At 60.3% G+C, this 13,457-nt stretch carries 10 protein-coding genes and 1 pseudogene; 9 read left to right on the top strand and 2 right to left on the bottom strand.

Going from position 1 to position 13,457, the window contains the following annotated elements:
- The first annotated feature begins 213 nt into the window (after positions 1-213).
- The 9 genes from ACRC4F_RS09785 to ACRC4F_RS09745 all read left to right on the top strand — a co-directional run bounded on the left by ACRC4F_RS09785 (position 214) and on the right by ACRC4F_RS09745 (position 11,209).
- Positions 214-1,170 carry a choline ABC transporter substrate-binding protein gene (locus ACRC4F_RS09785; protein WP_438659120.1) on the top strand — a complete coding sequence of 319 codons (957 nt, stop codon included), beginning with the start codon at positions 214-216 and terminating at the stop codon, positions 1,168-1,170.
- A 146-nt stretch (positions 1,171-1,316) separates the two neighbouring features.
- Positions 1,317-2,234, top strand: coding sequence for an alpha/beta hydrolase (locus ACRC4F_RS09780; protein ID WP_438659119.1), 918 nt, complete (start codon positions 1,317-1,319; stop codon positions 2,232-2,234).
- 105 nt (positions 2,235-2,339) lie between these two features.
- Positions 2,340-3,311: a prolyl aminopeptidase gene (gene pip, locus ACRC4F_RS09775; RefSeq protein WP_438659118.1), complete on the top strand. Its 972-nt coding sequence runs from the start codon at positions 2,340-2,342 to the stop codon at positions 3,309-3,311.
- The gene (gene dtd / locus ACRC4F_RS09770; protein WP_109627531.1) at positions 3,308-3,745 is read left to right on the top strand and encodes a D-aminoacyl-tRNA deacylase; all 438 of its coding nucleotides are present in this window, start codon (positions 3,308-3,310) and stop codon (positions 3,743-3,745) included. Before pip ends, dtd begins: the two co-directional genes overlap by 4 nt.
- A gap of 276 nt (positions 3,746-4,021) precedes the next feature.
- Positions 4,022-5,836 (top strand): glucan biosynthesis protein G, encoded by a 1,815-nt coding sequence (locus ACRC4F_RS09765; RefSeq protein ID WP_438659117.1) that lies wholly within the window; start codon positions 4,022-4,024, stop codon positions 5,834-5,836.
- A complete protein-coding gene (gene mdoH / locus ACRC4F_RS09760; RefSeq protein ID WP_438659116.1) occupies positions 5,829-8,399 on the top strand; it encodes a glucans biosynthesis glucosyltransferase MdoH in 2,571 nt (856 codons plus the stop codon). Before ACRC4F_RS09765 ends, mdoH begins: the two co-directional genes overlap by 8 nt.
- 194 nt (positions 8,400-8,593) lie before the next feature.
- Positions 8,594-9,391 carry a transporter substrate-binding domain-containing protein gene (locus ACRC4F_RS09755; RefSeq protein WP_438659121.1) on the top strand — a complete coding sequence of 266 codons (798 nt, stop codon included), beginning with the start codon at positions 8,594-8,596 and terminating at the stop codon, positions 9,389-9,391.
- Positions 9,392-9,522: 131 nt separating this feature from the next.
- The gene (locus tag ACRC4F_RS09750; protein ID WP_438659115.1) at positions 9,523-10,482 is read left to right on the top strand and encodes an amino acid ABC transporter permease; all 960 of its coding nucleotides are present in this window, start codon (positions 9,523-9,525) and stop codon (positions 10,480-10,482) included.
- Positions 10,475-11,209, top strand: coding sequence for an amino acid ABC transporter ATP-binding protein (locus ACRC4F_RS09745; protein ID WP_438659114.1), 735 nt, complete (start codon positions 10,475-10,477; stop codon positions 11,207-11,209). Before ACRC4F_RS09750 ends, ACRC4F_RS09745 begins: the two co-directional genes overlap by 8 nt.
- 142 nt (positions 11,210-11,351) lie before the next feature.
- On the opposite strand, the gene ACRC4F_RS09740 is transcribed toward ACRC4F_RS09745, so the two are convergent.
- Positions 11,352-12,065 (bottom strand): methyl-accepting chemotaxis protein, encoded by a 714-nt coding sequence (locus ACRC4F_RS09740; RefSeq protein WP_370654427.1) that lies wholly within the window; start codon positions 12,063-12,065, stop codon positions 11,352-11,354.
- Between the two features lie 144 nt (positions 12,066-12,209).
- Positions 12,210-13,268, bottom strand: a pseudogene (locus tag ACRC4F_RS09735) (methyl-accepting chemotaxis protein); the annotation flags it as partial.
- Positions 13,269-13,457: the final 189 nt, after the last annotated feature.

Genomic DNA, 13,457 nt, shown 5'->3' with positions numbered 1-13,457 from the left:
GAGCCTGCTCGCGATGACGGAGTGTCAGTCGAAGAAAGTGTTGTCTGACCCACCGCCATCGCGAGCAGGCTCGCTCCCACATGGAACGGTCGCCACCGTGCAAATCTCAGTCGCCACAGTTCGCTTTTCCCCTCTCGACGCTGCGTAATGTTCGGGCCACGGTGCACAAAGACACCGGCCCTCACAATAATCTGCCGCACGAGAACGCTCCCTATGATAAGCACCAAAGGTTTGTTCACCCGCTGTCTCTCTATCCTCTGCGGCACCGCTCTCCTGAGCACCAGCGTCCTGGCCAGTGACGACGCGTCTTGCAAGGCCGTGCGCATGGGCGTGGTCAACTGGACCGACGTGATCGCCACCAGTGGCATGGCTGACGTGTTGCTCAACGGCCTCGGCTACGAAAGCAAGCAAACCAGCGCCGTGCAGCAAATTATCTTCGCCGGCATCCGCGACAAACGCCTCGACATCTTCCTCGGTTACTGGAAACCGGCGATGGACAAAAACATCGCACCGTTCGTGGCCGCCAATCAGGTGAAAGTCATGGACAAGCCGAGCCTGGCCGACGCTCAGGCAACCCTCGCTGTACCGGAGTACGTCGCCGAAGCGGGCCTTAAAACCTTCGCCGACATCGCAAAATTCAAAGATCAGCTCGGCGGCAAGATCTACGGCATCGAGCCGGGCAGCGGCGCCAACACCACGATCAAAACCATGATCGAGACCAATCACTTCGGTTTGAAGGACTTCAAACTGATCGAGTCCGGTGAGGCCGGCATGCTGGCTGCCGTGCAGCGGGCAGTAAATCGCAAGGAGTTCGTGGTCTTCGTCGGCTGGACCCCGCACCCGATGAACATCAACATGAAGATCGCCTACCTGACCGGCAGCGAAGACGTCTATGGTCCGAATGAAGGCGCGGCGACGGTCTCCACGGTGACGTCCCCGGACTATGCCGAACGATGCCCGAACGTGAATCGCCTGCTGCAAAACCTGACCTTCACCGCCGCCCTGGAAAGCCAGTTGATGGTGCCAATCATGGAGCGCAAGACGCCTCAGGACGTTGCCAGGCAATGGTTGCGTGATCATCCGGAAGATCTTCAGCGTTGGTTGTCTGGCGTCACCAGTCTTGATGGCAAGGATGGCGCGGCGACCGTTCTGGCCAGCCTGAAACCCTGACCGTAACCGCAAACCCTGTGGGAGTGAGCCTGCTCGCGATGGCGGAGTATCAGTCGACATAAGTGTTGTCTGACCCACCGCCATCGCGAGCAGGCTCGCTCCCACAGGGTTGCGTCAAATAACCCAAAACCCTTGGTGGCAGACCCATGGCCCCTTACCCGATTTCGGAACAAATGACGGCCTTCGTCGAGAAAACCGTCAGTTTCAACAGCACCGACAGCAGCCTTGACGGTTTGCGTCTGGCCTACAGCGAGATGTGCCGGGCATTTACTCCGCCGCGTCCCGCTGGGCTTTACGTGGTCGATTTCGAGTTGGCCGGTGTGCCGGTGCGGTCCTATCAGCCACCCGTCTCACCACCGACAGGCGGCGTACCGTGCATTGTGTATCTGCACGGCGGCGGCTGGGTGGTGGGGGATCTGGATTCCCACGACTTCATCTGCGCCGAACTGGCGTCGACACTCGGCGCGCTGGTGATTGCTGTCGATTACCGACTGGCGCCGGAACATCCGTTTCCAGCAGCGTTTGATGATTGCCTGCGTGTCTGGCGCGCGCTGCGAAGCGGTCCTTTTCAGCTTGACCCCAAGCGCACGCTGGTGGCCGGGGACAGCGCCGGTGGCAACCTTGCCGCTGCGTTGTGCCTGGCGTTGCGGGATGCGAATGAGCCATTGCCGGCGGCGCAGGTGCTGATTTATCCGGGGTTGGGCGGTGATCATCAGCTGCCGTCGCGCAGCGAATGCAGTGACGCGCCGTTGCTTGCCAGCAGCGATGTCGATTGTTATCACGCCCTGTACTTGCGCGGCACCCGACAGCCGGGCGCCTATGCCATGCCGTTGCTCGCCGGACACCTTGGCGGACTGCCGCCGGCCTTCATCGCTGTGGCGCAATTCGACCCGTTGCGCGATGACGGCGTGCTCTACGCCGAGCAACTGCAGGCAGCTGGCGTGACCACCCGCCTTTATTACGGTGAGGGGCTGGTTCACGGCTGTTTGCGAGCCCGGGGCCAGGTCGCCGAGGTCGACTTGCTCTATGAAACGCTGCTCGGGTTTTTGGCTGACAAACTATGACGCTCCATGGGGCATGCTCATTCGCGTAATTCGGGTTTATGATGCCGGACGGCAGAATAATACAAGTCCCCCCAGGGATGACCTCGACCCCTTACGGAGCGCGCAATGCAGACTTTGTACCCGCAGATCAAACCCCACGCCCGGCACGATCTGGCCGTCGATGAAACTCACACCCTGTACGTCGACGAAAGCGGTTCACCGGAAGGTTTGCCGGTGGTGTTCATCCACGGCGGCCCCGGCGCCGGGTGCGATGCCCAGAGCCGCCGGTACTTTGATCCGAACCTGTACCGCATCGTGACCTTCGACCAGCGCGGTTGCGGTCGCTCCACGCCCCACGCCAGTCTTGAAAACAACACCACCTGGGATCTGGTCGCCGACCTCGAGCGGATTCGCAAACACCTGGGCATCGACAAATGGGTGCTGTTCGGCGGTTCCTGGGGTTCGACGCTGGCGCTGGCGTACGCGCAAACCCATCCGGAACGTGTGCACGGTCTGATTCTTCGCGGGATTTTTCTCTGCCGTCCGCAGGAAATCGAATGGTTCTATCAGTGCGGTGCCAGCCGTCTGTTCCCCGATTACTGGCAGGATTACGTCGCGCCCATTCCGCTGGACGAACGCGACGACCTGCTCAGCGCGTTCCACAAGCGTCTGATCGGCAACGATCAGATCGCCCAGATGCACGCGGCCAAGGCCTGGTCCACCTGGGAAGGCCGGACCGCGACCTTGCGTCCGAACCCGCTGGTGGTCGATCGCTTCTCCGAGCCGCAACGCGCCTTGTCGATCGCGCGCATCGAGTGCCATTACTTCACTAACAATGCCTTCCTTGAGCCGAACCAGCTGATTCGTGACATGGACAAGATCGCCCACTTGCCAGGCGTGATCGTCCACGGTCGCTATGACGTGATCTGCCCGCTGGACAATGCCTGGGAACTGCATCAAGCCTGGCCGAACAGCGAACTCCAGGTCATCCGCGATGCGGGCCACGCCGCGTCCGAACCGGGTATCACCGATGCACTGGTACGCGCCGCCGGTCAGATGGCTCGCCGCTTGCTCGACCTGCCGCCCGAAGAAGCATGAAGGGCCTGTTGCAACGCGTGCGTGGCGCGCGAGTCGAGGTCGCGGGAGAGGTGGTGGGGGCGGTGGATCAGGGTTTACTGGTGCTGGTGGCGGTAGAACCCGAGGATACTCGTGCCAGCGCCGACAAACTTCTGCATAAACTGCTTAACTATCGAGTATTCAGTGACGCCGAGGGCAAGATGAATCTGTCTTTGGCGGATGTAAGCGGCGGGTTGCTGCTGGTCTCGCAGTTCACCCTGGCCGCTGATACCAAGAGCGGGTTGCGCCCGAGTTTTTCGACCGCTGCCCCTCCGGCCCTGGGCGAGGAGCTTTTCGACTATCTATTAAGCAAAGCGAAACAGGTGCATGGCACTGTGGCATCAGGTAGATTCGGCGCGGATATGCAGGTGCACCTGGTCAACGATGGCCCGGTCACCTTCCTGTTACAGACGTGAAAGCCCTTGAAACATGTTTTTCAGGGCTTTTCGACTGAAAACAGGGGTTTTTCGCGATAAATACTTTGTTGCCCCTGATGCGTTGTAACGCGGCCTACTAGATAATCGCGCGCTACGGGGATCAGCGTTCGTTGGTCCATTTTGACTTAGGTAGAGACTTGTCCGGGACCTGTTGGGGAATCATTTAGCCCCATGGGAGTCGGAACAATGCTCGCCAACCTGGCATATAGATAGCTGGCCGTTGGTTTTTTGATCTGTTTTCGGCGAGGGTTGCTCGTGATTGTTAGTCCCTGTAATGCACCAAATTTGACTGCCAAACGGTTCCGAAGCGCTCTGGTAGCGGGCTCTGCACTGCTCTGCCTGCTCAGCGCCGGCCAGCTTTGGGCATTCAATCTGGATGATGTATCGGCCAAGGCAAAAGAGTTGGCCGGACAAAAATACGAAGCCCCGCGCAGTAACCTGCCGAACGAATTCCGCGAAATGAAATTCGCGGACTATCAAAAGATTCGTTTCCGCACTGAAAAAGCCGAATGGGCCGATCAGAAAACCCCGTTCAAGCTGTCGTTCTATCACCAGGGCATGCACTTCGATACGCCGGTGAAAATCAACGAAATCACGGCGAACACCGTCGAAGAGATCAAATACGACCCAAGTCGTTTCGATTTCGGTGATCTCCAGTTCGATCCTAAAGCCACCGAGCAACTGGGTTATGCCGGTTTCCGTGTGCTTTACCCGATCAACAAGGCCGACAAACAAGACGAAATCATGACCATGCTTGGCGCGAGCTACTTCCGCGTCGTCGGCAAGGGTCACACCTATGGCTTGTCCGCTCGCGGCATGGCCATTGATACCGCATTGCCGTCCGGCGAAGAATTCCCGCGTTTCACCGAATTCTGGATTCAACAGCCAAAACCGGGTGACAAGCACCTGGTGATCTTCGCCCTGCTGGATTCGCCTCGCGCCACCGGTGCCTATCGCCTGACCCTGCGTCCTGGCAGCGACACCATCGTCGACGTCAAGGCCCAGATGTACCTGCGTGACAAAGTCACCAAGCTTGGCGTTGCACCGCTGACCAGCATGTTCCTGTTCGGCGCCAACCAGCCGTCGAAAGTGCTCAACTACCGTCGTGAGCTGCATGATTCCAGCGGTCTGTCGATCCATGCCGGCAACGGCGAGTGGATCTGGCGCCCGTTGAACAATCCGAAACATCTGGCCGTGAGCAACTTCTCGATCGAGAACCCGCGTGGTTTCGGCTTGCTGCAACGTGGCCGCGACTTCAGCCACTACGAAGACCTCGACGACCGCTACGACAAGCGCCCGAGTGCCTGGATCGAACCAAAAGGCGATTGGGGCAAGGGTTCCGTCGATCTGGTAGAGATTCCGACTGCCGACGAAACCAACGACAATATCGTGGCTTTCTGGAGTCCGGAAAAACTGCCTGAGCCTGGCCAGCCGCTGGACGTCGCTTATCGCCTGCACTGGACCATCGACGAAGCGGCTCTTCACGCGCCGGACAGCGCCTGGGTTCAACAGACCTTGCGCTCCACAGGTGACGTGAAGCAGTCCAACCTGATCCGTCAGCCGGATGGCAGCGTTGCCTATCTGGTGGACTTCGAAGGTCCGTCCCTGGCGGCACTGCCGGAAACCGCGGACGTTCGCAGCCAGGTCAGCGTTGGCGACAATGCCGAACTGGTCGAGAACAGCGTGCGTTACAACCCTGAAACCAAGGGCTGGCGCCTGACCCTGCGGATGAAGATCAAGGATCCGGGCAAGTCCACCGAGATGCGTGCGGCACTGGTTCAGAGCATCGTGCCTGCCGATCTCGCGAAGTCTTCGGTTCCAGCGTCCAACTCTTCCGTTGCCAAGGCTGACAAAGTGGCTGCCAGACAAGCGGAAAAAGCGGACAAGGAAGCGAAGGCCGCCGAGGCCAAGCAGGCCGAAGCCAAGCCAGTCGCAGATACCAAGGACAAGGACAACAAAGACGCCAAGCAGCCTGCTGCTGCGGACGCGGCCCCAGCCACACCGGAATCGGCACCGACTGAAGAAGTCCTGACCGAGACCTGGAGCTACCAGTTGCCTGCCGATGAGTAATTTTCAAGTAATGCCAGAGACTCTTGCCGAGTATCTGGCGCATCTACCGATGACCGACGAGCAGCGCGCGGAACTCGCGGGCTGCCAGTCCTTCAGTGAGCTGCACCAGCGTCTGTCGTCTTCGACGTTTGACGCACCGGCCGAGGCTGCTCAAGCCTCGGTGGGCCGTCGCTTGACCCTGAACACCGCTGAAGAGCTGGAAGAAGCGGAAATGCTGGCGCTCGACGCCAGCGGTCGGGTTTGCCTCAAGGCAACCCCGCCGATCCGTCGGACCAAAGTCGTTCCGGAGCCATGGCGCACCAACATTCTGGTGCGTGGCTGGCGTCGTCTGACCGGTCGCACCAATCCACCGGCCCCGCCGAAGGACGAGAACGTGCTGCCGGCGGCCCGCTGGCGTACGGTCGGTTCGATCCGCCGTTACATCCTGCTGGTCCTGATGCTTGGCCAGACGATCGTCGCTGGCTGGTACATGAAAGGCATCATGCCGTACCAGGGCTGGTCGTTCGTCGACCTGAACGAAGTCCTGCATCAACCGATCCTGCAAACCGTCACGCAAGTGCTGCCGTATGCGCTGCAAACCAGCATCCTGATTCTGTTCGGGATTCTGTTCTGCTGGGTGTCGGCCGGTTTCTGGACGGCGCTGATGGGCTTCCTCGAGTTGCTCACCGGCCACGACAAATACCGCATCTCCGGTAAAAGTGCCGGCAACGAGCCGATCGCCAAAGACGCGCGCACCGCACTGGTGATGCCGATCTGCAACGAAGACGTGCCGCGGGTGTTTGCCGGTTTGCGCGCGACTTTCGAGTCGGTGGCGGCCACGGGTGACCTGGATCGCTTCGACTTCTTCGTCCTCAGCGACAGTAACGATGCGGACATCTGCGTTGCCGAACAGCAAGCCTGGCTGGATGTTTGCCGTGAAGCCAAAGGCTTCGGCAAGATCTTCTATCGCCGCCGTCGCCGCCGCGTGAAACGCAAGAGCGGCAACCTCGATGACTTCTGCCGTCGTTGGGGTGGTGACTATAAGTACATGGTCGTGCTCGACGCGGACTCAGTGATGAGCGGCGAATGCCTGACCAGTCTGGTGCGCTTGATGGAAGCCACGCCGGACGCCGGGATCATCCAGACTGCGCCGCGTGCGTCGGGCATGGATACCCTTTATGCACGTATGCAGCAGTTTGCGACCCGTGTGTACGGTCCGCTGTTCACCGCCGGCCTGCACTTCTGGCAGTTGGGCGAATCCCACTACTGGGGCCACAACGCGATCATCCGCATGAAGCCGTTCATCGAGCACTGCGCCCTGGCGCCGCTGCCGGGTAAAGGTGCTTTTGCCGGTGCGATTCTGTCCCACGACTTCGTCGAAGCGGCGCTGATGCGCCGTGCCGGCTGGGGTGTGTGGATTGCCTACGATTTGCCGGGCAGCTATGAAGAATTGCCGCCGAACCTGTTGGACGAACTCAAGCGTGACCGTCGCTGGTGCCACGGCAACCTGATGAACTTCCGCCTGTTCCTGGTCAAGGGCATGCACCCGGTTCACCGTGCGGTGTTCCTGACCGGCGTGATGTCTTACCTGTCGGCGCCGTTATGGTTCTTCTTCCTTGTGTTGTCGACGGCGCTGCTGGCGGTCAACACCTTGATGGAGCCGCAGTATTTCCTTGAGCCGCGTCAGCTCTATCCGCTGTGGCCGCAGTGGCACCCGGACAAGGCGATTGCGCTGTTCTCGACGACGATTGTGCTGCTGTTCCTGCCAAAGCTGTTGAGCATCATCCTGATCTGGGCCAAGGGCGCGAAAGAGTTCGGCGGCAAGTTCAAGGTGACCTTGTCGATGCTGCTGGAGATGCTGTTCTCCATGTTGCTGGCGCCGGTGCGGATGATTTTCCACACCCGCTTTGTACTCGCCGCGTTCCTCGGCTGGGCCGCGACCTGGAACTCGCCGCAACGTGACGACGACTCCACGCCATGGAGCGAAGCGGTCAAGCGCCACGGTCCGCAAACCTTGCTGGGCTTCTTCTGGGCCTTGCTGGTGATCTGGCTGAACCCGAGCTTCCTGTGGTGGCTGGTGCCGATCGTCGGTTCGTTGATGCTGTCGATTCCGGTGTCGGTGATTTCCAGTCGTGTCGGCCTGGGCCTCAAGTCCCGTGACGAGAGCCTGTTCCTGATCCCTGAGGAATACAATCCGCCACAGGCATTGCTGGCAACCGATCAGTACACCCACGAAAACCGTTGGCATGCACTGAACGACGGCTTTACCCGCGCGGTGGTCGATCCACAGCAGAACGCCTTGGCGTGCTCGCTGGCGACGTCGCGTCACGGTCAGGCCGAGCCGATCGAATGGTTGCGGATCGAACGGGTGCGTCACGCATTGAAAGTCGGGCCTGACGGCCTGAACAACAATGAGCGTGTGCAACTGCTCAGCGACCCGGTGGCCTTGGCTCGCTTGCACGAGCAGATCTGGAATGAAAGCCATCCTGAATGGCTGGCCGCCTGGCGCAAATCGGTGAAAGCCGATCCCCATGCGCCGCTGCTGCCGCTCAAACCGCTGAGTGCGCAGCCTCAGTTGGCGTAAATGAAGAGCCCCGCTAGCCAGCGGGGCTTTTTTTTGCCTGAACGTTGCCAAACCCTTGTGCAAACAAACGAGTGCGTTAGCATCCGTCCCCGAATTGGTGCGCCCGGACAATTTTCAGTTCGTATCGGCCGGTTTTCCTGATGGGAATCCGTCGTTTGCGCGCCTCACAACGCAATGGTTTTGGGGACTTGATGATGAAGAAGTATCTGTCGATGCTGCTGGTCGGCGTCACGGCATTGGTTGCAGTCAGCGCGGCGCAGGCCGGTGCCATCGATGACGCGGTCAAGCGCGGCACGCTGAAAGTCGGCATGGACCCGACCTACATGCCGTTCGAAATGACCAACAAGCGCGGCGAGATCATCGGTTTCGAAGTCGACATCCTCAAGGCCATGACCAAGGCGATGGGCGTCAAACTGGAGCTGGTGTCCACCGGCTACGACGGCATCATCCCGGCCCTGCTCACCGACAAGTTCGACATGATCGGCAGCGGCATGACCCTGACCCAGGAACGCAACCTGCGCCTGAACTTCAGCGAACCGTTCATCGTGGTCGGCCAGACCCTGGTGATCCGCAAGGAGCTGGAAGGCACCATCAAGTCCTATAAAGACTTGAACACCGCCGACTACCGCATCACTTCCAAACTCGGCACCACTGGCGAGATGGTCGCCAAGAAGCTGATCTCCAAAGCCAAGTACCACGGCTACGACAACGAGCAGGAAGCCGTGCTCGACGTGGTCAACGGCAAGGCCGACGCCTTCATCTACGACGCGCCTTACAACGTCGTGGCCGTGAACAAGGTCGGTGCCGGCAAACTGGTGTTCCTCGACAAGCCGTTCACCTATGAGCCTCTGGCTTTCGGCCTGAAGAAGGGTGATTACGACAGCATCAACTTCATCAACAACTTCCTGCACCAGATCCACGAAGACGGCACCTACGATCGCATCCATGACAAGTGGTTCAAGGACACGGCGTGGCAGAAGGATATGGAATAAGGCCCGGTCAGATAGACCGCGTCGCGCCCAATCGCCAGCAGGCTGGCTCCCACAATGAAATGCATTCCCCTGTGGGAGCCAGCCTGCTGGCAATGACGGCCTCCAAGGCAACACAAATCCCGGAACCTGCAATGAAACAGAAAAAAGCCCAATGGCCCTGGCACGTCCTGACCGTGCTCGTGCTGATCGGCCTGGCCGGCGCGTTGTATTACGCCACCTCGCTGATGTCCTACGAATGGCGCTGGAACCGCGTGCCGCAATACTTCGCCTACCAGGCCGAAGAATCCCAACGCGCCGCCGACATATCGACCGTCAGCGAGCTGCTGCGCAAGGGTGACAAGGCTGAAGTCATCCTGCGCAATGACGCGGGCGACGAGCAGCGTGTGACCGTCGACGACAACAGCCTGCAAGTCGCCCAAGGCGATGACGTGGCGGAAGGCGACGTGATCGGCGTAACACGCCATTGGGCCGCCGGGCCGCTGATGTGGGGCCTTTGGACCACCTTGTGGTTGTCCGTGGTGTCTGGCGTGCTCGGGTTGCTGATCGGCCTCGCCACGGGCCTGTGTCGGCTGTCGAATAACCCGACGCTGCGCGATCTCTCGACGATTTACGTCGAACTGGTGCGCGGTACGCCGCTGCTGGTACAGATATTCATCTTCTACTTCTTCATCGGCACCGTGATGAACCTGTCGCGGGAGTTCGCCGGGATCGCCGCGCTGTCGCTGTTCACCGGTGCTTATGTGGCCGAGATCATCCGCTCCGGTGTGCAGTCGATCGCCCGTGGCCAGAACGAAGCCGCCCGCTCCCTGGGCCTGAGCGCTGGCCAGTCGATGCGCCACGTGGTGCTGCCGCAAGCGTTCAAACGTGTGCTGCCACCACTGGCCGGTCAGTTCATCAGTCTGGTCAAGGACACCTCACTGGTGTCGGTGATCGCGATTACCGAACTGCTGAAAAGCGGTCGCGAAGTCATCACCACCTCGTTCTCGCCGTTCGAAATCCTGTTCTGCGTGGCCGGGTTGTACCTGTTGATCAACCTGCCGCTGTCAAAAATCGCCAGTCGGCTTGAGCGGAGGCTCGCACAAAGTGATTGAAGTCCGCGACCTGGTAAAAGTTTTCGACACCCGTGGCCATGTGGTGCGCGCGGTGGATAACGTGTCGACTCACGTAGCCAAGGGCGAAGTGCTGGTGGTGATCGGCCCGTCCGGTTCCGGCAAATCCACCTTCCTGCGCTGCCTCAATGGCCTGGAAGAGTTCGACTCGGGTTCGGTAAGCATCGACGGCCTGCAACTGGCCGACCCGAAAACCGACGTAAATGCCTACCGTCGCGAAGTCGGCATGGTGTTCCAGCATTTCAACCTTTTCCCGCACATGACCGTGCTGGAAAACCTCTGTCTGGCCCAGAAAGTCGTGCGCAAGCGCGGCAAGAAAGAGCGCGAGGCCAAGGCGTTGGCCTTGCTGGAGAAGGTCGGTATTGCGCAGAAGGCCAATGAGTTTCCATCGCGCCTGTCCGGCGGTCAGCAGCAGCGCGTGGCGATTGCTCGCGCGCTGGCCATGGAACCCAAGGTCATGCTCTTCGATGAGCCAACCTCGGCGCTTGATCCGGAAATGGTCGGTGAAGTGCTGGACGTGATGAAAACCCTGGCCTTGGAAGGCATGACCATGGTCTGCGTCACCCACGAAATGGGCTTTGCGCGGGAAGTGGCGGATCGGGTGCTGTTCTTCGATCACGGCAAATTGCTGGAAGATGCCTCACCGGCCGAGTTCTTTGATGCGCCGAAGGATCCGCGGGCTCAGGCCTTCTTGCGGCAGGTTCTCTGACTTCAGCGCCTTGGGGTCGCTAATCGCTAGCAGGCTAGCTCCCACAGTGGATGTGTGGTGTTCACACCAAACCCTGTGGGAGCCAGCCTGCTGGCGATTGCATCACCTCGGTCCCAAGCGAACCGAGGCATGCAAAATCACCTCAAACCTTGAACCTGCCCACCAGCATCTGCAGATGCGTCCCCAACCGCGCCAGTTCAACGCTGGAGGCCGCCGTCTCTTCACTGGCTGCCGAGGTCTGCTCCGACACATCACGCACATTCAGCACGCTACGGTTGATCTCCTCGGCCACGGCGGTTTGCTGCTCGGCCGCCGCAGCGATCTGCTGGTTCATCGACTGAATCGCCGACACCGTGCGGGTGATGCTTTCCAGAGAACTGCCGGCGCGGCGGGTCAGTTCGACGCTGCTGTCGGTCAGGCTGCGGCTGTTGTCCATGATCGTCGCGACTTGCTGGGTGCCGGTTTGCAGACCGACGATCAGCTCTTCGATTTCCTCGGTGGACTTCTGGGTGCGCTGGGCCAGGCTGCGGACTTCGTCGGCAACCACCGCAAAGCCGCGTCCGGCCTCACCGGCACGGGCGGCTTCGATCGCGGCGTTGAGCGCCAACAGGTTGGTTTGCTGGGCGACGGATTTGATCACGTCGAGCACGCTGCCGATCTTGTCGCTCTCGCGTTTCAGATCGCCCATGGCCGCCGTGGAGTTGCCGACTTCAAGAGCCAGGCGCTCGATCTGGGCGATGGCTTCGCCGACCACCTTGTCACCTTCGCGGGCCTGTTGATCGGCAGCGACGGCCGCTTCAGAGGCTTCTTCGGCGTTACGCGCGACTTCCTGCACAGTGGCGGTCATTTCGTTCATCGCGGTGGCCACCTGGTCGGTTTCGACTTTCTGGCTGTTGACCCCGGCACTGGTCTGCTCGGTGACGGCCGACAACTCTTCAGCCGCGCTGGCGATTTGCGTAACGCCATCGCTGATGCCGCCGATCAGTTCGCGCAGGCCCAGGGTCATGCTCTGCATGGCGCGCTGGAGCTGACCAAGTTCGTCGCGGCGCTCGGAGATGAGATTGTGGGTCAGGTCACCCGCGGCCACGCGTTCGGCCACTTTGAGGGTCTGGCTGAGAGGAATCACAATCTGGCGAGTGATGGCCCAGGCGGCGACAAGGCCAAAGGCAAGCGCCAGGGCAGTGGCCAGTAGCAGCATGTTCTTGGCGCTGGCGGCATCAGTATCGCGCACGACGGTTTGCGACACCGTGAGCTTCTTGCTGACGTCGAGCAAGATGTCGCCTTGTGCGGCCATGCGTTTGAGCGCTGCGGCGCTGGCTACTTGTGAGTCCCGATACTGGCTGACGGCGGCACGGTAGGCCTTGAGCGAATCGGTGGCTTGTTGCAGGTTGGCGATGTGCTGTTCCGGCAATCGGGACGGCAGGCTTTCGAGGTTCTTCAACGCATTGTCGATGGCGTCCAGCGCAGGTTGCTCCGCCTCGGTCTTGCCGCTGTAGGTGTAGCCGCGGACCTGGAAGCGCGCTTGCTGAATCAACTTGCTCAAGTCGATCACGCTGTTGAAGTCGGCAACACTGTCGCCTTGCAGCATGGATTTTTCGACTTCGGCGACGCGAGCCACGGCGTTGTCGGCGGTGGCGCCAAGTTTGCTGCGGGCGTCCTCGCGATTGGCGCCGGCCTGGACCATGGCGGTGAACGCTTGTTTGTACTCGCTGACGGCGGCCAGTTGCTGATCAATCATCGCCACGTCAGAAGGTTGCTCGATCAGAGTGCGCGCGGTTTGCAGGCCGGCATCGAGTTTGGCAAGCAGCTCGTTGACCGCGCCCGGGCCTTGTTCGCCACGACGCATTTCGTAGTCCAGACGGGCCAGGCGCAAGTCTTTGGTCAGCTCATTGACGCTGGCAATGAACCCGAGCTTGTCACCACGGTTGATCACGCCGCTCAGGCCGGTCCAGCCGGTGAAGGTGATCAACAAGGTTAAAAGCAGCACCAGACCGAAGCCGATCCCCAGTTTGCGATTGACGCTTACGTTTCCCAGATTCTCGGCCAGCCAACGGTACATGCTGCTACTCCCTCGGACCACTCATTGGTTTTATGGGAGGTATATCGGCAGACGGTCGGGAATCTGTAGGCACAACGCGATGGTCAGGCGAGTTAATACCTGTGGCGAGGGAGCTTGCTCCCGCTCGGCTGCGGAGCAGTCGCAAACCGATGGATACGGTCTGGCTGGATAGAAGCGATGGTCGCTTCG

Source organism: Pseudomonas sp., assembly GCF_051660785.1.
Taxonomy (GTDB): Bacteria; Pseudomonadota; Gammaproteobacteria; order Pseudomonadales; family Pseudomonadaceae; genus Aquipseudomonas.
This window is presented reverse-complemented; position numbering and strand designations above follow the sequence as displayed.

Excerpts from the sequence above, each read along its gene's own strand:
- ACRC4F_RS09785 (WP_438659120.1), top strand. The coding sequence starts at position 214 with ATGATAAGCACCAAAGGTTTGTTCACCCGCTGTCTCTCTATCCTCTGC.
- ACRC4F_RS09780 (WP_438659119.1), top strand. The coding sequence starts at position 1,317 with ATGGCCCCTTACCCGATTTCGGAACAAATGACGGCCTTCGTCGAGAAA.
- pip (WP_438659118.1), top strand. The coding sequence starts at position 2,340 with ATGCAGACTTTGTACCCGCAGATCAAACCCCACGCCCGGCACGATCTG.
- dtd (WP_109627531.1), top strand. The coding sequence starts at position 3,308 with ATGAAGGGCCTGTTGCAACGCGTGCGTGGCGCGCGAGTCGAGGTCGCG.
- mdoH (WP_438659116.1), top strand. The coding sequence starts at position 5,829 with ATGAGTAATTTTCAAGTAATGCCAGAGACTCTTGCCGAGTATCTGGCG.
- ACRC4F_RS09755 (WP_438659121.1), top strand. The coding sequence starts at position 8,594 with ATGAAGAAGTATCTGTCGATGCTGCTGGTCGGCGTCACGGCATTGGTT.
- ACRC4F_RS09750 (WP_438659115.1), top strand. The coding sequence starts at position 9,523 with ATGAAACAGAAAAAAGCCCAATGGCCCTGGCACGTCCTGACCGTGCTC.
- ACRC4F_RS09740 (WP_370654427.1), bottom strand. The coding sequence starts at position 12,065 with ATGAACGAAATGACCGCCACTGTGCAGGAAGTCGCGCGTAACGCCGAA.